Origin of the sequence: Burkholderia sp. MSMB2157WGS (assembly GCF_001532755.1) — a bacterium.
GTDB lineage: Bacteria > Pseudomonadota > Gammaproteobacteria > Burkholderiales > Burkholderiaceae > Burkholderia.
Genome location: NZ_LPJG01000001.1, coordinates 23,517 through 40,704, shown reverse-complemented (window position 1 = coordinate 40,704; position 17,188 = coordinate 23,517). Strand labels below are relative to the sequence as shown.

Below are 17,188 nucleotides of genomic sequence, written 5' to 3'. Positions count from 1 at the left end.
CCAGATCTTTATACGAGAGACTTATGACCTATCTCGCAGATGAACGCATCGCTTTGACGGCAGCGGAATCCGCTCACATCCGCACGACGCTCGGCGCGCTGGATTACGATCCGGCCGGCGGCGCAGGCTATATCAGCGCGGTCCGCAAGCTGGCCTACAACGCGTTTCCCGACCGGATCGTCGACGCATTCGATCGGGCGAAGGCGCCGACCGCGGACGCGCACGGCTCGATCGAGATCGACAACCTGCCGATCGACGACGGCGTGACCGGCAGCCCGCGATTCGAGGAAACCGGCCGCTCGTTCAAGGCCGGCGTGTTGAGCGAGAACGTGCTGGTCGCGTTGAGCACGCTGGCGGGCGAGCCGTACTCGATCGCGCACGAAGGCCGCGAGCTGGTGAACAACCTGACGCCGCACAAGGCGACCGCGCGCGACTATACGGGCCTCGGCTCCGAGGTCGAACTCGATTTCCATATCGAGAACGCCGCGCAGGCGCACATGCCGGAAGGCGACACGTCGCCATTCGCGCTGCTGCTGCTCGGCGTGCGCAGCGAGGCCGGCGGCGGCCCGTACACGCGGCTCGCCGATGCGCGCCGCGCGCTGCAATTGCTGTCGCCGGACGATATTGCGCAACTCTACGGCGAGCACTACATCATTCGCGTGCCGTACCGGTGGCGTGGCGCGACGCCGACGCCGCGCGACAACACCGACCTGAGCGCCGTGCTGTCGGGGCCGCTCGATGCGCCGCGCGTGACGGTCGCGTTCTATCCGGACATGGTGCTGGCGGTCAATGCGCGCGCGCAGGAAGCGCTGGCCAACCTGTATCGCGCGGTGCGCGAAGTGTCGTTCGGCGTGCAGGTGTCGCCCGGCAAGCTGGTGCTGATCAACAACCACTTCACGCTGCATTCGCGCGATCGCTTCGATCCGCAGTACGACGAGAACGATCGAGCGTTCCGCTGGGTGCAGCGCGTGTTCGTCGCGCGCAGCCTGTGGAATTTCCGCGCGTTCACGCCGCTGCAGGCGCGCGTGTTCGACCCGAAAGCGCTCTATGCGGGCGAACCGGCGCAGGCGAGGCAGCCGTCGCCGGCCGTGCAAGCGGCGCCGCCGCGCGCGGCCGCGGTCGAACTCGAAGCGGCGCCTGCGTGAGCGACCCGGCCTGGCAGCGACTGGCGCCGAACGTTGCCGGCCCGCTGCCCGCACGCTTCGTTTCCTGCATCGTCGAATCAATACAGGATTCCACAAGACATGAGAAGAACCGTTTTTCCCGTCGCGCGCATCGCCCGCGTGCTGGCCGTCGCGCTGATTGCCGGGAGCGCCGTCGCCACGCAGGCGGCGTCGTTCGACCTGAGTCCCGAGCAGCCGGCCCGGCAGCGCGGCGTCGTGAACCCGGCGGTCGAGCAGGCGCTGCCGGCCGGCTTCCGGTTTGCCGAAGCGAACACGCTGACGATCGGCATCGCGCCGAATCTGCCGCCGCTCAGCACCTATGCGACCGACGCACGCACGGTGGTCGGCTTCGATCCCGATCTCGCGCAACTGATCGCGGACAGTATCGGCCGCAAGCTGAAGATCGTGCCGCTCGCGTGGGCCGATTGGCCGCTCGCGCTGCAGTCCGGCAAGGTCGACGCGGTGATCTCGAACGTGACGGTCACCGAGCAGCGCAAGGAGAAATTCGATTTCTCGACCTACCGGAAGGACCAGCTCGGCTTCCACGTGAAGATCGGCAGCAAGCTGGCGGCGATCCGCGAGCCGAAGGATGTCGCCGGGCTGCGTGTCGTGACCGATTCGGGCACGAACCAGGAAAAGATCCTGCTCGAATGGAACCGGCAGAACGTCGCGCACGGTCTCGCGCCCGTCGAGATCCAGTATTACGCGGATGCGGCCGAGCGCTGGGTCGCGCTGCAGTCGGGCCGCGTCGACACGATCTTCAGCGTGAACTCGATGCTCGCGTATCAGGCGTCGCTGCGTGGCGATGCGAAGCTGATCGGCACCGTCAGCGGCGGCTGGCCGCGCACCGCGGACATCGCGATCACGACCCGCAAGGACAGCGGCCTCGCCGAGCCGCTGACGCTCGCGATCAATGCGCTGATCGCCAACGGCAGCTACCGGAAGGCCCTCGATCACTGGCGGTTGGACGCCGAGGCGATCGACCGGTCGCAGACCAATCCGCCGGGGTTGCCGCGCACCTGAGCACGGCACGCGACGCCGCCCACGTCGACATCGTCGTAGTCGTTGTCGGCGCCGTCTTCCGCCCCGATCGCGTTGAAGCCGGTACGCGGCGGCAGCGTGAAATAGCCGTCGCGATCCGCTATGGCGTGACGCCGGGCTATTTCGTGTCGGGCGAGCTGGCGGCGATCTCGATCGCCGTTTCCCAGCGGAAATAGCCCGATACGGCGCCGTCGCGATCGAGCACGGCGAAATCGGCCGTGCACGTGGTGGCGCCCGCGGCGAGCACCTCGCTGCGCCAGAAGTGGTCTTTCATCGGCCGACACGACGGATGCAGCAGGTCGTCGCCGTCCGGCACGGGCATGGCGGCGTCGCGGATTTCCGCTTCGATCGGCGCGACGATGCCGGCGTCCTTCAGCGTGAACCGGACGAACAGCACGGTTACCTCCGCACGTAGCGCGAGCGCGGTTTCGCGTAGATGAAGCTGGTCGCCCGGTTGCAGGCCGGCGAAGAACTTGCTGTCGTTGTGACCGAGCCGACTGTCGCCGGGGCTTATCACGTAGATGTGCCGGCCGTCGATGACGGTTGGCGTATCGGCGTTCCGGCTCGCATCGGGGTGGGCCGACAGCAGCGTGGCGGCGTCGACGATCGCGAGAACATCGCAACGAAGACCAGACATGAGCGCTTCCTCCGCAACAAGGGAATGACACGGGCGGCCGTGCGGCCACCCGCTTGCCGCGATCGACGATCAGTTGTGGATCGAAATGAACGGATCCCACTGATAGCAGCCCAGCGACTGACAGTTGCGATCGATGATCTGGAAGTAGAAGTGGTAGGTCACGCGGCCCTCCGACAGCGTTTCCGACGACCAGTAATAGTTGTCGACCTTCTGGCAGGTCGGCGTCGACGGCGAGCTCGGATTCGGAATCGGGATCGACGCGGTGGCCTTGCGCGGCGTCGGCGGCGAGATCAGGTCCTTGCCTTGATTCGCGATGAAGCCGTAGAAAATGACCTGTTTTTCGAAGCCGAGCGACAGGCTCGTTTCGCGCCAGCGGATCAGGTCGCCCACCTGCGCTTTCAGGTCGAGCTCGCCGCCCGCCTGCCCGGAAACCACGTTGTCCTGGTTGGTGACCATGTACACGTGCTTCCAGTCGATCAGCGTCGGGTTTTTCGGATCCCGGCTGGGATTCGGATATTTCTGGAGAATGGTTTCGGTATCGAACGAGACGAGCACATCGGTAACGCGTGACATAGAAGCTCCCGTTTAAAGTAATGGAACTTATCGTTGCGCGAATTGCTTCGTGCAACCGCCATCGCTTGGTGCTGCAAGGGTTTTCGCCGGTTTCGACGCATGCAGAAGCGACGGCGAATGCAGGTTATCCCGTTTGATTGATCGTGGAAGCTGTAAAAGTAAACAGGTCGATAAAATGATTTATCGGGTTAATTTTGAAATCGGAATCAATCGAATCGATGCGTTACATAAATATGGCGACATTGAATCTGTTAATTGATTGTCCGATTATTGGCGGGAACGGGAAAAGGGCGCTTACCGGTACGTCCAGAGCCGGTGCAGCACGAACGTCGTCGGCGGGATCAGCAGCGCGATCGCGACGACGCCCATCGCGCGCGACGCACCCAGCGCCTCGGCGGCGCCCGCGAGCAGCAACGTTTCGACGAAGCCGGCGAGCGTGACCGCGAGAAAGCGCAGCGCGTTGCGGGCGTGCACCGTCGACGAGAAGCTCCACAGCGTATTCGCCAGATACGAGAACGCGGTCGCGCAAAGGAACGCGACCGCATTCGCGGTCACCGGCGTCGCTTCGAGCAGCGCGAACAGCGCCGTCGCGACCAGCGTGTGGATCGCGGTCGAGCAGAGACCGGACACGCCGAAGCGCACGAGCCTCGTGCGCTCGGCCTGGAGCAGGCCGATCATGGCAAGCGCACGTCAGCGTGCGCCGATGCGCGCCCTGGCCGGATGCGCGCGCCGGCGGGGCGGCTGGCGGCGGGCGTCGCGCGCGACCGGCAGTTCGATCACCTTGCCGTGCGCCTGGTAGCGGCGGCGGATCAGGTAGACGGGCCGTTGCTTCGATTCGTCGTAGATTCGCCCGACGTATTCGCCGACGACGCCGATTCCGATCAGCTCGATGCCCCCGATGAACAGCGTGACCGAGATCAGCGACGCGTAGCCCAGCACCGGATTGCCGAACAGCAGCGTGCGCAGGATGATGAAGGTGCCGTACAGGAACGCGAGCGCCGCGATGCCGACGCCGATGTAGGTCCAGCTGCGCAGCGGCACGGTGCTGAAGCTGGTGATGCCTTCCAGCGCGAAATTCCACAGCTTCCAGCCGGAGAACTTCGAGTGCCCGGCGCTGCGCGGATCGCGCTGGTACTCGACGATCACGGTCTTGTAGCCGACCCACGCGAACAGCCCTTTCATGAAGCGGTGCCGCTCGGGAAGGTTGCGCAGCGCGTTCACGACCTTGCGGTCCATCAACCGGAAATCGCCGACGTTCTCCGGCAGCTTCACGTCCGACAGCAGGTTGTGAACGCGGTAGTAGATCGCGGCGGCGGTGCGCTTCGCGAACGAATCGCACGCGCGGTTGCTGCGCTTGGCCGCGACGACCTCCGCGCCGTCGCGCCAGTGATCGATCAGCACCGGAATCAGGCTCGGCGGGTCCTGCAGGTCGGCGTCGAGCGGGATCACCGCGTCGCCGGCGGCTTCGTCGAGGCCGGCCGTCAGCGCGGCCTCCTTGCCGAAATTGCGGGTGAGGTCGATGACGCGCACGCGCCGCTCGGCGGCGCCGATCCGGACCAGGCGTTCGAGCGTGTCGTCGCGGCTGCCGTCGTTCACGCAGACGATCTCGAAGCGGATCGCGTCGATCGCGCTCAACAACGGAATCACGACGTCGAAGAAGCGCTCGACGGCTTCGCCTTCGTTGTAGAACGGCACGACCAGCGAGACGAGCGGCGTGTAGATGGATTCCCGCATGATGATTCCCCTTGTGATGTCGCTTTACCGGCTGGCGCCGAACGTCGGGCGGCCGGTGCGGCGCATGCCGTGCGCCGGGCGGTGGTGCGGTCGGACCGGGTGCGCGAATGCGGTCTCGGTCGAGCTGTCGCGCGCATCGGGCATCGACGGCACGTCGCGTCGTTCCCGCGCGATCCGGCCGACGAGGAGCGCGAGCGACGCGAGCGTCACGAGCGGCATGAACTGGAACGACAGATGCGGCACGATCGCGAGGCCCGCGAGCGGCATCGGCCACAGCAGCATCAGCCATTCGCGATCGAAGTGCCGCCAGCCGTGCGTCCATGCATAGCGCGCGTACCACGCGATCACGATGCCGTACCACGTCAGGTCGTAGTCGTACAGATAGGGGCTGACGAGCAGGCATGCGCATGCGAGGGTCGCGGCGCGCAGCGCGTACGAACAGGCGCCGCGCCAAGCGTAGACGACGGCGATCGCGGCAGCCGCGGCCGACAGCAATTGCAGGCCGCGCGCGACGAGCGCGGGCCAGCCGGCCAGCGTCGCGAGCGCGAATGCGGTCGGCATGCGGGCGAGCTGCGCATGACCGGTGCCGACGATCGTGTAGACATCGGCGATCGTGTGCATGAACGCGAGCCACGGGCCGACGCCGAACGCGAGCGTCGCGAGCAGGGCACCGACGACGATCGTCGCGGCCCACGCGGCCAGCGCGCGCCATTGGCCGGCGCACAGCAGCGCGAGCGGGAACAGCACCGCGAGCTGCGGCTTCATCGTCAGCAACCCGAAGCAGATGCCGGCCACGACCGGACGGCGGTTCAGCGCGAGCAGGCCGAGGGCGGCGAGCGCAGCCGTGAAGAGGCTCGTCTGGCCGACGATCACCGTGAGGAACGCGCCGGGGAACGCCAGTGCGCACAGCCACGCGACATCGCGTTGGACGGTCGCATGGATCGCCGCGGCGAACAGCGCGAGCGTGACGCCGAGCCACAGTGCGAGCGCCAGCGTGTACGGCAGCCAGCCGAGCGGCAGCACGAGCAGCAGCATCGTCGGCGGATAGAGCCACGGTTGCGTGCCACCCGCGAGCGTCATCGTCGGTGTCGCCGACTGCTCGATCGCGAACAGCGTGGCGTAATGCCACGCATCGGCGCCGTGCCCGTGCGCGGCGAGCCACGCGGCGCTCCAGATTGGGGAGAAATCCGGCGACAGCGGCTCGGGTGCGCCGTGGTTCGACACGATCATGCGAACCAGGTAGATGCCAATGAACAGCAGCTCCGTCAGGAGCACGGCGCCCGCATAGAGGCGCACGCGGTCGCGATTGAGCCAGTGCGGACGGCGGCGCGGGCCCGCGATCGGCAGTTCCGGATGCACGTCGATGGCGGAATGCGCATGGCGGGCGAACGAGGGCGTTTTCATTGCTGGCCTCGTGTCGCCAGTGCCGTGCGACGCAGGACGACCAACAGCACCGCGAGCAGCACGACCGGCCCGATTTGCGGCAGCTTCATCAGCCGATTGAACATCTCGAAGACCGGCAGCAGCCACGCGATCACGAGGATGCCCTGGTCGCCGGGCAGCCAGCCTTCGTCGAGACCGTGCGCGATCAGACAGAAGAGCGCGATGCCGAGCCAGGTGAGTTCGTAATGCCACAGATAAGGCGTCGTCAGCAGCGTGGCGACCGCCAGCACCGCGCCGCGCAGGCGCATGTCGTGCGTGCGACGCCATACGCTGACGGCCGCGGCGATCGCGAGCAGCGCGACCGCCGCCTGCGCGGCCAGCGCGGCCGCGACCGATGCGCCCGCGAGCCGCAGTGCGGCGAACGGCGTCGGCGACGCGAGCCAGTACGACGCGAGCATGAAATGCTGCGCGCGTACCGTCGACATCGCTTGGCTCACCCCGTGCAGCGCGGCGGGGCCGGCCAGCACGACGCCGGCCGCGGCGAACAGCGCCGCGCTGGTCGCCGCCGCCGCGAAGGTGCGCCACGCACGCGTCGCGATCAGCACGAACGGGAACACGACGGCGAGTTGCGGCTTGATCGCGAGCAGTCCGATCAGCACGCCCGCCACGACCGGACGCTTGCCGAGCAGATGCAGCGCGAGCGCGGCGAGGCCGGCGGTCAGGATGCTGTTCTGGCCGAACAGCGCGGACACGCACGCTGCCGAATACGCGGCGACGACGAGCGCAGCGGCACGCGGCACGGGAAGATGCGCGCGCAGCCCCGACAAGTGCAAGACGGCGAACGCGTAGCATAAAAGACTGCCCGCGAAAAAGAGGAAGTAAGCGGGCAGGAAAGGCACGAGGGCAACCGGCGCGACGAACAGCAGCATCGTCGGCGGATAGAGCCAGGGAAGCGGCCGGCTTTGCAGCGACGCACCGAAGTGCGCGAACTCGGCCCGCGCGAACGACGAAGGGTCGTAGGCCGATGCGGCATGGCCTTGCAACACGAGATGCGATGCGGTCCAGAAGACCGAGAAGTCGGTGCCGGGGCGCGCGGTGGCGTTCGACGTGAAGCCGTCGGTCACGACGCCCCAGACGATTACTAGCGCCACGAAGAGCATCAGCATGATGCAGCTGTACGGAATGATCCGGTCGGCCGTCAGCCATTGAGCACAGCGTATTGCGCGATCGCGCGTTCCACGATTGGCTGTGTACATGATGCCCCGTCTGTCGTGTGGCCGCGTGGTCCGTCGCAGCCGTTTGATGTTGTCGTGCCCTTGCGGATCGATCGCTCTGAAACGGCGTTGTCCGGTGAATTCATTGTTGAAGAAAAAATCGCTCGATGCAAACCGCGCACGGCCGGCCGACATTGAATGTGTTCAGCGATGCGGTTGAAAACCGCCATTTCTGGTATGAGAAAACGCTGCCACCGGAATTCGTGTTTCCGGCTTGAAACATTCCGCGATTTTTGCGGGCCGTGCATGCCGCCGGACCCGAGCCGCACGCACGGCCCGCCGCGTTCGGGAAAATCCCGAGAAAATTTTTTGGGCCCTTTGTGCAGCGCGGCGACGGGGTTTCACGCCGACCGCATGCGCTCGAAGCGCATATATCAAAGTTGAAACATTTAGGCGGCCGGACGTTTGGCGGGAGGGCGTGCGGATCGACGGAACCCTTGCCGCGCCTCGATTTCGCCCGGGATGGTCCGCTCTTTGCGTAAGCGTTGGCACGGCAGTCGACGATGTGACGATCGGACGGTTCAGGCAGAAACGCCGCGCAGCCGGTTCGTGAATCACCTGGGGAAAAGACCGGTCGGAGCGCGTCGGGGAACACGCCGCTCCAGTTCGATCACCCGCGGGAACCGTCGTCGAACGGCCCGAGAGACCCGGTTGCTTCAGGGCAATAAGAAATCGGCATGGCAGTACATGGGGAATAAAAATGAAAGACCACAGCGCATCGCGGTTCGCAAGCCGCGTTAAAGACACATTGCTGCTTTGCCGGGAGCTCGTCTCTCGTTCAATCGAATTCCATGCGTCGAACGGCCGTCGTGCCGCTCCGGTCGCTCGACCTGCCCGGTTCGTCCGGCCGGTCGAACCGTACACGCGTCTCTCGTGCTCCGTCTCGCCGGTACCCGTTCGCACGGACAGGGGCGGTCCGCCCCGTTTCCGCGACTGATCGTCGGCTTCCGATTTCCAGAGTAGTGCCGGTGGTGCCAGCCCCCGACGTCCTGACCGACGAAGGGTATTTCATAGTAGTCCGAAAGGAGAGTGCTCATGTCGAGAATCATCGAAAAGATCGCCTGGTTCGCCGACGATCAGGGCGGTGTGACGGCCATCGAATACGGCCTGATCGCCGCACTGATCGCGATCGGCATCGTCGCCGCGCTGACGACGGTCGGTACGGATCTGAAAACCGTCTTCAGCACGGTGGCAGACGATCTGGATTCGATCGTGGCAGCGATTTGACGAACGGTACGGCGAACGGCTCCTCCGAATTGTTCGTCGACACCACACGGCATCAACAACCTGCCTCGACGTATCGATGCCGGATCATTCGATCCTGCCGGCACGCGAGGGCTTTGAAAGTGACTACGCAAGGAGATCATCATGTCCAAGCTCGTTCAGCAAGTCAGCCGTTTCGTACGCGATGAAGACGGCGTGACGGCCATCGAATACGGCCTGATCGCCGCCCTGATCGCCATCGGCATCATCGCCGCGCTGTCGACGGTCGGCAAGGACCTCAAGACCGTGTTCAGCACGATCGCCGACGACCTCGATTCGGCGGTCGCAGCCATCTGATGGAGCGTGCCGCGGACGGCTCGGCCGGTGCAGCGCTCGAGCCGTCCCCGGCGATCCGATCAACCGGAAACCGGAGACCGTCATGCAAGCCGTCATGCGTGCCGCACGTGGCTGGATCGCCGACGAACGAGGCGCGACGTCGATCGAATATGCGTCGCTCGCGTCGATGTTCGCCATCGCGGTACTGGGCAGCGTCGTCACGCTGAAGGGCTCGCTCGGCGACGCGTACGAGATGATCGCCGCGGCCGCGACGGCCGCCGTGACCACCGCGCTGGCGATGGCTTCCTGATCCACCGATTCGATCCGCGAGGTTCGCCATGTTTCCCGTTGCGCCGCCTTACCCGGTTCCGTTGTGCGTGACGCTGCTCGCGATCGCTGCGGCCAGCACCGACATCGCGACCCGTCGCATTCCGAACCGTCTCGTTCTGCTTGGCCTGGCCGGCGCGCTGGTTGCGCAGTGTCTGTTGCACGGCGTGCCGGCGGGCGTGCTCGGCTGGCTCGCCGGCGCCGCGACCGGCTTCGGCCTGCTGCTGCCGTTCTACCTGTTGCGCGGGATGGCGGCGGGCGACGTGAAGCTGATGCTCGCGATCGGTGCGTGGGTCGGCGCGGAAATGACGTTTTACATCGTGCTGGCCACGTTCCTGGCCGGCGGGATCGGCGCCGTCGCCTACGCGCTGCTGCGCGGGCGGACGCGCCGGATGTGGGCGAACGTGCGCACGCTGATCGTGCGGCGCTCGCCAGCGGCGGGCGCCGAGGCCGACGACGGCCCCGCCGAGATCGTCTCGGTCGGCACGCTGCCGTACGGCGTGGCGATCGCGGCCGGCACGCTGGGCATGCTGTTCGCGTCGTGCGCATAGCGCGGCGGATCCGCAACGAAGACGCAACGAGGACGCAACGATCATGAACACGAACCACACCGAACCGAGACGCGATGCGCAGGTGGCACGCCTGCCCGATCCGCCGCCGTCGCGGGAGGTCCATACGAAGCTGGGCGCGCATCTGCCGTCGGCGCCGCGCTCGCTCGCCGAAACGGGGCTCGGCATGGCGTTCGTCGCCGGCCTCGTGCTGAAGTCGACGCTGGTGCTCGGCCGCCCGTCGTACGGCGACCTCGTCGAGCGGCACTGCCTGCCGCTCGCGGTGCTCGACGACGTCTTTGCGTTCCTGGTGCGCGAGCATCTCGTCGAGCTGACCCATCGCGGCGCGACCGATCTCGACGTGACGTTCCGCCTGACCGATGCGGGCCGCGTGCTCGCACTCGAGGAACGGGAACGCAGCGGCTACAGCGGGCCTGCGCCGGTGACGCTCGACGCGTATCTCGCGAGCGTGGCCGCGCATTCGGTGCGCAAGCTGCACATCGGCCAGAGCGACGTGTGGGCGGCGTTCGAAGGCGTCGTGATCGACACGGCGGTGCTCGATGCGGCAGCCGCCGCGCTGAACGCGGGCCGGCCGCTGCTGATCTACGGCCCGGCCGGCAGCGGCAAGACCTTTCTCGCCGAGCGGCTCGGCGCGCTGATGCACGGCCGCGTGCCGGTGCCGCACGCGATCTGTGCGGCCGGCGAAGTGATCCAGGTCTACGACCCGCTCGTGCATGTCGACGCGCAAGCCGCGGGCGGCGGCCAGTCGGTCGATCGCCGCTGGCGCCTGTGCCGGCGGCCGGTCGTGATGTCGGGCGGCGAGCTGACGCTCGACGAGCTCGACCTGCGTCGCGACGAAGCGGCCGGCTTCTACCAGGCGCCGCCGCACATGAAGGCGAACATGGGCATGTACGTCGTCGACGATCTCGGCCGCCAGCGCGTCGAGCCGCGGGACCTGCTCAATCGCTGGCTGCGTCCGCTCGATCGCGGCGTCGATTTCATGACGCTCGAATCCGGCAACCGCTTCGTGCTGCCGTTCGACGTATGGCCGGTGTTCTCGAGCAACCTGGCGCCGGAGCAGTTCTGCGACGACGCGTTCATGCGCCGCCTCGGCTCGAAGCTGCACGTCGGCGCGATGTCGATCGACGACTACCGCGCGGTGTACGACGCGGCCTGCGCATCGCTCGGGCTCGTGTCGGCGAGCGATGCGTTCGACTTCCTGCTGCATCGGCTGCACCTGCCGACCGGCAAGGCGTTTCTCGCGTGCTTTCCGGCGGACCTGCTGCGCCTCGTGGCCGCCGGCGCGCGTTATCGCGGCGATCCGCCCGAGGTGACGCACGACGCGCTGTACGACGCATGGGCGAGTTACTTCGGTGCGGCGCCCGAGCGGGACGGCAGCCATCCGCCGCCCGTCGAGCGAGGGGGCCGTACGTTCGTCACCGGTTGAGCGGTTTCTTTCACGATTCGTCGAGGAGCATTGCCATGAAAAACAGTCGAGCGCTCATGATGCTGGTCGTCGCGATGATCGCGGGTCTTGCCGCGGTCGTGTTCGCGTCCCACTGGCTGGTACAGACGTCCACGAGCTCGGTCACTTCCGTTGCGGTCGCCAGCACCGACCTGAACCTGGGCGAGCCGCTCGGGCCGAACCAGATCCACATGGTGAGCTGGCCGTCGGGCAGCGTGCCGACCGGCGCGTTCACCGATACGAAGGCGCTCGAAGGGCGCGTCGTGCGCACCAGCCTCGCGCGCGGCGAGCCGGTGATCGAGTCGAAGCTCGCGCCGGTCGGCACGAAGGGTGGGCTGTCCGCGGTGATCGCCGACGGCAGCCGCGCGATCACGGTGCGCGTGAACGACGTGGTCGGCGTCGCCGGCTTCGCGCTGCCGGGCAACTACGTCGACGTGATCGTCAACACGCAGGAACAGCAAGGCAAGACCGACGGGCAGAGCATCTCCAAGATCGTGCTCGAGCACATCCTCGTGCTCGCCGTCGCGCAGCAGGTGAGCCGCGACGACACGGCGCCGAAGGTGGTCAACGCGGTGACGCTGGAAGTCACGCCCGAGCAGGCCGAACGGCTCGACGTCGCACGCAGCGTCGGCACGCTGTCGCTCGTGCTGCGCAATCAGGTCGACCAGAAGACGCTGAACACGGACGGCGCGACCAAGCTGACGCTGCTCGGCAAGGCGCCCGCACCCGAAGCGCAGCCGGCGCCCGTTCGCGCGCGGCCGGTCCGCGTGCACGTCGCGTCGCATGCGGCGCCGGAAGCGCGGCGCGATTGCGTCGGCGTGCTGACCGGCGTGAAAGGCAGCGTCGAATGTTTCTGAAGTCATCCATATAGACAGACCAACAGATCGGCCGCCGGCAACGCGCGGCGGCCTTGGAAGTCGATAACCGGCACGGCGCCGGTCTCTCGGGGGATCAGACGAAATGAAGATCAAACCGCAACGCACAGGTACCGGCCCGCTACGCACACGCGTCGCACGGGGTACGACGATGGCCGCGATCCTTTGTTCGGGATGGCTGACCGTGTATGGCGCACTCGCGCAGGAAGGCGTCGAATCGGCGGTGCTGACGAAGGGCGGCGCCAGCGCGCCGGCCGCGGTCGGCAAGGGGCCGATGCAGATGACGATCAGCATGGCGCCGATGCCGGCCGCCGCGCCTGCCGCGTCGGCGGGGCCGCTGCGCGGGCCGAACTGCGTCGGCGCCGTGCGCGAATCGACCAGCGTCGCCGTGCCGCTCGGCAAGTCGCTGCTGGTGCCGATGCCCGAGCCGGTCCGCAACCGGACGATCGGCAATCCGGCCGTCGCGCAGGCGACGATGGTGTCGCCGCAGACGCTGTACATCCTGGGGCTCGCGGTCGGCACGACCAACATGATCGTGCAGGGCAGGAGCGGCGCATGCCGCGTGATCGACGTGGCGGTCGGCGCGGACGCCGGCGGCCTGCAGGCGTCGCTGCTGCAACTGATGCCGAACGAGCGCGACATTCATGTGTCGACCGCGGCCGGCACGATCGTGCTCGCCGGCACGGTGTCGAGCTCGCAGGCCGCGCAGCAGGCCGTGCAGATCGCCCACGCGTACGGCGACAGCGCGGGCGATGCGGCGGGCGGCAGCAAGCAGGGCGGCGGCGTGCTCAACATGCTGAACGTCACGTCGCCGCAGCAGGTCATGCTCGAGGTGAAGGTGGCCGAGGTGTCGAAGACGCTGATCAACCAGATGGGCAGCGCATTCAACATCCAGGGCGGGTTCGGTTCGTGGAGCGGCGCGCTGGTCAGCAACCTGCTCGCAGGCGTCGCGAGCGGCGCCGTGTTCAACAAGGCGAACAACAAGCCGTTCAGCATCGCGGCCGACGCGCAGAACACCGACAACCTCGTCAAGATCCTCGCGGAGCCGAACCTCGTGACGATCAGCGGCCAGGAAGCGACGTTCCTCGCGGGCGGCAGGATCTTCATCCCGATTCCGCAGAGCGGCAGCAACGGCGTCTCGTCGATCACGCTGCAGGAAGAGGAATTCGGCGTGGCGCTGAAGTTCACGCCGACGGTGCTGGCCAACGGCCGGATCAGCCTGAAGGTCGCGCCGGAAGTGTCGGAGCTGTCGCAGACGGGCGTCACGCTGAGCGCGTCCAACATCGGCGGCACGTCGATCCTGCCGCTGATCACGACGCGGCGCGCATCGACGACGGTGCAGATGAGCGACGGCGAATCGTTCGCGATCGGCGGGCTGATCAAGGACAACGCGACCGGCGCGCTGAAGGCGATCCCGGGTGTCGGCGAAGTGCCGGTGCTCGGTGCGCTGTTCCGCAGCACGTCGTTCCAGCAGGATCGCACCGAGCTGATCTTCCTGATCACGCCGCACCTGGTGAAGCCGCTGCAGACCGCGGACGTCGCGCTGCCGACCGACAGCTTCTCGAAACCGAACGAAGCCGACGTGTATGCGACCGGCAACATGGAAGGCCGCGGCGGCGTGCGCAAGGCAGGCGCGCAGCCGAAGCAACCCGCGAACGGCGCGGCCGCCGCCCCGCAGACCCCGGCCCAGGCGCCGGCGCCCGCTCCGGCGCCGCAATCGGAAGCACCGGTCGCACCGGCCGCGCTGCCCGCGCCGCGCGCGCCGCAAGACGCCGACGTGCAGCCGCCGGTACCGGCCGAGCCGCCGAAGGCGCCGGCGCCGGTCGCGGCCGCCGCGCCGCAGTCCGACCCGGCCACCGCGGCGCGTGTCGCGCGCATCGAAGCCGCCGCCGCGCGCCTCGCGGCCGCGGCCCCCGAACCGTCGGCCCAGCCGGCGGCGCGACCGAAGCACCGGATCGCGGCGGCGCCCAAGGCGCAGATTGCGCGTGCGGCCGCCGAACCCCAGTCCACCGATCGTTGAAGCCATCCAAGGGGAAGCTCATGAAATCCGCCTACCTCGTATGCGTGCGCCGTGCGGCGCTTGCCGTCCCGCTCGCGTTCGCGCTTGCCGGCTGCATGTCGTCGACCCCGGTGTGGGACAGCCGCTTCGGCGACTCGGTCCGCACCGTGATGCACGCCCAGATCATCGATCCGCATGCCGGCGAACATCCGGCGTCGGCGTCGGGGATCGACGGCGCCGCCGCCGCGGCCGCGCTCGACAACTACGACAAGTCGTTCAAGCAGACCCTGCCGCCCGCCAATGCGTTCGTGATCGGCATCGGCAAGTCCACCCAGTAACGACGGCACGCTCAGGGAGAACGCCATGAACAGCGCAGCCCGCTATCCGAAGGTCACGCGTCGCAGCCTGCACCGCCAGCGCGGTGCCGTCGCGATCATCGTCGGCCTTTCGCTGGCGGTGATGATCGGATTCGTCGGGCTCGCGCTGGATCTCGGCAAGCTGTACGTCACGCGCAGCGAACTGCAGAACAGTGCCGATGCCTGCGCGCTGTCCGCCGCGCGCGACCTGACGACGGCGATCAGCCTGTCGGTGGCCGAAGCCGACGGCATCGCGGCCGGCCACCTGAATTTCGTGTTTTTCCAGAAGAAGTCGGTGCAGATGTCGACGAACGCGAACGTCACGTTCAGCGATTCCCTGAGCAACCCGTTCCTGGCCAAGAATGCGGTCACGAAACCGTCGAACATCAAGTATGTGCAGTGCACCGCGACGCTGAGCAACATCGCGCACTGGTTCATCGAAGTGCTGAACGTGCTGCCGGGCACGAAGCTCGCGAATGCGGCGGAAGTGTCGGCGAGCGCGATCGCGACCGTCGGTGGCGGGCAGACGACCTGTGCGATTCCCGTGTTCGTGTGCCGCGGCCCGTCCGATCCGGCCTACAAGGTCGGCGACTGGATCTCGTCGCCGTCCGGGTCGTCGTCGACCTACGGGCCCGGCAATTTCGGCTGGGCGGCGCTCGACGGGTCGACGAGCGAGACGACGCTCGCGAGCGAGCTGTCGGGCAATACCTGCAACATCACGAGCCCGCCGGACCTGAGCACCACCGGCCTGAAGTCGGCGTCGCAGCGTGCGTGGAATACGCGCTTCGGCATCTATACGAACGGCGCGAACGGCTCGAGCGGCCAGCCGGACTTCACCGGCTACGCGTATGTCGGGCCGAACTACGGGCCGCCGGGAACGGCGGGCATCAAGGGTGACGCGTACACGCAGTTCGTGGCCGACCGCGCGAGCTTCAAGTCGTACCAGGGCGACGGTGCACCGCCGTCGGGCAGCGGCATCGCGACCAACGGCACGGCGACGGCGAGCAACTACACGACGTACGGCGGCGACCGGCGCCTCGCGCTCGCGCCGGAAGGCGACTGTTCGACGCTGAAGGGCAACAGCGGCAAGGTCCACGTCACGCAATGGGATTGCGTGCTGATGCTCGATCCGCTTCCGTTCAGCGCCGGCAGCGGCACGGTCGTCGCGCACCTCGAATACCTCGGCTCGTCGGTCTCCGGCAACAACCCGTGCGCGACGCACGGCTTGCCGGGCAGCGGCAGCGCGTCGGGCACCCAGGTGCCGATGCTCGTTCAATAGCGGAGAGACGGTCATGAAGAAGCTGCCGATTCGTCGTTCGCGCACCCGGGGCGCCGTCGCCGTCGAGTTCGCGCTCGTGCTGATGCCGATGATCCTGCTGGCGACCGGCGTGGCCGAGTTCGGCCGGGCGATCTACCAGTACGAGACGCTGACCAAGGCGACCCGCGATGCGGCGCGCTACCTGTCGGTCTGGTTGCCGACCGACAGCGCGTATCCGGTGTCGCAGGCGCAGTGTCTGGTCGTGTACGGCAGCACGACGTGCGGTACGTCGGGCACCGAGCTGGTGCCGGGGCTCACGACGTCGATGGTCACGATCTGCGACGCCCAGCGCACGACCGGCTGCAGCGATGCGTCCGACCCGGCGCAGTTCGCGAACCTGCCGACCTACGACGCGGACAACAACACGGCAAGCGGGACGGCCACGGGCGCGATCAACGTCGTCGAAGTGAAGATCAGCGGCTACAAGTACCAGCCGATTCCCGCGTATCCGGCGCTGCCGTCGATCACCTTCGGCAACATCGTCACCGTGATGAGGCAGGTGTCATGAACGCGCGCCAATTTCCGCGGTCGCGCCGGCGCGCGCAGCGCGGCGCGGCGATCGTCGAGTTCGCCCTCATCGCGATGGTGCTGATCGTGCTGCTGATCGGCATCTTCGAATTCGGCCGCGTGCTGTTCTACTGGAACACCGCGAGCGAAGCCGTGCGCCTCGGCGCACGCACGGCGGTGGTCTGCGACGTGAACGCCGCGGGCGTCGTGAAGCGCGTGCGATCGCTGCTGCCGCTGCTGTCGAGCGCGAACGTGTCGGTCAACTACACGCCGTCGAGTTGCGACATCAACACGTGCTCGTTCGTGACGGTGAGCGTCACGAACGTCACCGTCAAGACCATGATTCCGTTCGTGAACATCACGGTCACGATGCCGCCGTTCACGACGACGCTGCCGCGCGAAAGCCTGAACTCCGCGACGGGCGGCTCCGCCTGCAACTGATCGAACAC

19 protein-coding genes are annotated in these 17,188 nt (G+C 67.3%); 13 read left to right on the top strand and 6 right to left on the bottom strand.

From position 1 onward, the window contains the following. Positions 1-23: 23 nt before the first annotated feature. Together WT53_RS00130 and WT53_RS00125 are read left to right on the top strand one after the other, a co-directional pair. Positions 24-1,145 carry a TauD/TfdA family dioxygenase gene (locus tag WT53_RS00130; RefSeq protein ID WP_060258070.1) on the top strand — a complete coding sequence of 374 codons (1,122 nt, stop codon included), beginning with the start codon at positions 24-26 and terminating at the stop codon, positions 1,143-1,145. Between the two features lie 99 nt (positions 1,146-1,244). After that, positions 1,245-2,186: an ABC transporter substrate-binding protein gene (locus tag WT53_RS00125; RefSeq protein ID WP_060258068.1), complete on the top strand. Its 942-nt coding sequence runs from the start codon at positions 1,245-1,247 to the stop codon at positions 2,184-2,186. A gap of 136 nt (positions 2,187-2,322) precedes the next feature. On the opposite strand, the gene WT53_RS00120 is transcribed toward WT53_RS00125, so the two are convergent. The 6 genes from WT53_RS00120 to WT53_RS00095 all read right to left on the bottom strand — a co-directional run bounded on the left by WT53_RS00120 (position 2,323) and on the right by WT53_RS00095 (position 7,787). Beyond that, positions 2,323-2,841 (bottom strand): AidA/PixA family protein, encoded by a 519-nt coding sequence (locus WT53_RS00120; RefSeq protein WP_060258064.1) that lies wholly within the window; start codon positions 2,839-2,841, stop codon positions 2,323-2,325. A 69-nt stretch (positions 2,842-2,910) separates the two neighbouring features. Continuing rightward, positions 2,911-3,414 (bottom strand): inclusion body family protein, encoded by a 504-nt coding sequence (locus WT53_RS00115; RefSeq protein ID WP_034209036.1) that lies wholly within the window; start codon positions 3,412-3,414, stop codon positions 2,911-2,913. Between the two features lie 294 nt (positions 3,415-3,708). Then, positions 3,709-4,092 (bottom strand): GtrA family protein, encoded by a 384-nt coding sequence (locus WT53_RS00110; RefSeq protein WP_060258061.1) that lies wholly within the window; start codon positions 4,090-4,092, stop codon positions 3,709-3,711. A 12-nt stretch (positions 4,093-4,104) separates the two neighbouring features. Further along, positions 4,105-5,148, bottom strand: a complete 1,044-nt coding sequence (locus WT53_RS00105) for a glycosyltransferase family 2 protein (RefSeq protein WP_060258058.1) — start codon at positions 5,146-5,148, stop codon at positions 4,105-4,107. A 24-nt stretch (positions 5,149-5,172) separates the two neighbouring features. After that, entirely contained in the window at positions 5,173-6,552 is a 1,380-nt protein-coding gene (locus WT53_RS00100) for a glycosyltransferase family 87 protein (protein WP_034209039.1), read from the bottom strand. Next, positions 6,549-7,787: a glycosyltransferase family 87 protein gene (locus WT53_RS00095; RefSeq protein ID WP_034209471.1), complete on the bottom strand. Its 1,239-nt coding sequence runs from the start codon at positions 7,785-7,787 to the stop codon at positions 6,549-6,551. The genes WT53_RS00100 and WT53_RS00095 overlap by 4 nt, the downstream gene beginning before the upstream one ends. A gap of 1,053 nt (positions 7,788-8,840) precedes the next feature. On the opposite strand from WT53_RS00095, the gene WT53_RS00090 reads away from it, so the two are divergent. The 11 genes from WT53_RS00090 to WT53_RS00040 all read left to right on the top strand — a co-directional run bounded on the left by WT53_RS00090 (position 8,841) and on the right by WT53_RS00040 (position 17,180). Next, a complete protein-coding gene (locus WT53_RS00090; RefSeq protein ID WP_034209040.1) occupies positions 8,841-9,032 on the top strand; it encodes a Flp family type IVb pilin in 192 nt (63 codons plus the stop codon). Positions 9,033-9,173: 141 nt separating this feature from the next. Then, entirely contained in the window at positions 9,174-9,365 is a 192-nt protein-coding gene (locus tag WT53_RS00085) for a Flp family type IVb pilin (protein WP_034209041.1), read from the top strand. 82 nt (positions 9,366-9,447) lie between these two features. Beyond that, positions 9,448-9,654, top strand: a complete 207-nt coding sequence (locus WT53_RS00080) for a Flp family type IVb pilin (protein ID WP_034209042.1) — start codon at positions 9,448-9,450, stop codon at positions 9,652-9,654. 28 nt (positions 9,655-9,682) lie between these two features. Then, positions 9,683-10,222, top strand: coding sequence for a prepilin peptidase (locus tag WT53_RS00075; RefSeq protein ID WP_034209043.1), 540 nt, complete (start codon positions 9,683-9,685; stop codon positions 10,220-10,222). Positions 10,223-10,265: 43 nt separating this feature from the next. Further along, positions 10,266-11,666 (top strand): ATPase, encoded by a 1,401-nt coding sequence (locus tag WT53_RS00070; protein WP_034209044.1) that lies wholly within the window; start codon positions 10,266-10,268, stop codon positions 11,664-11,666. 35 nt (positions 11,667-11,701) lie between these two features. Further along, complete coding sequence (gene cpaB / locus WT53_RS00065; protein ID WP_034209045.1) at positions 11,702-12,541, top strand: Flp pilus assembly protein CpaB; 840 nt, start codon at positions 11,702-11,704, stop codon at positions 12,539-12,541. A 103-nt stretch (positions 12,542-12,644) separates the two neighbouring features. After that, on the top strand, positions 12,645-14,579 hold the full coding sequence (locus WT53_RS00060) for a type II and III secretion system protein family protein (protein ID WP_034209046.1): 1,935 nt from the start codon (positions 12,645-12,647) through the stop codon (positions 14,577-14,579). 20 nt (positions 14,580-14,599) lie between these two features. Beyond that, positions 14,600-14,896 carry a hypothetical protein gene (locus WT53_RS00055; RefSeq protein WP_034209047.1) on the top strand — a complete coding sequence of 99 codons (297 nt, stop codon included), beginning with the start codon at positions 14,600-14,602 and terminating at the stop codon, positions 14,894-14,896. A 25-nt stretch (positions 14,897-14,921) separates the two neighbouring features. Then, positions 14,922-16,193: a pilus assembly protein TadG-related protein gene (locus WT53_RS00050; RefSeq protein WP_034209048.1), complete on the top strand. Its 1,272-nt coding sequence runs from the start codon at positions 14,922-14,924 to the stop codon at positions 16,191-16,193. A gap of 13 nt (positions 16,194-16,206) precedes the next feature. After that, a complete protein-coding gene (locus WT53_RS00045; protein WP_034209049.1) occupies positions 16,207-16,740 on the top strand; it encodes a TadE/TadG family type IV pilus assembly protein in 534 nt (177 codons plus the stop codon). Continuing rightward, the gene (locus WT53_RS00040) at positions 16,737-17,180 is read left to right on the top strand and encodes a TadE/TadG family type IV pilus assembly protein (RefSeq protein ID WP_034209050.1); all 444 of its coding nucleotides are present in this window, start codon (positions 16,737-16,739) and stop codon (positions 17,178-17,180) included. The genes WT53_RS00045 and WT53_RS00040 overlap by 4 nt, the downstream gene beginning before the upstream one ends. The last annotated feature ends 8 nt before the right edge of the window (positions 17,181-17,188 follow it).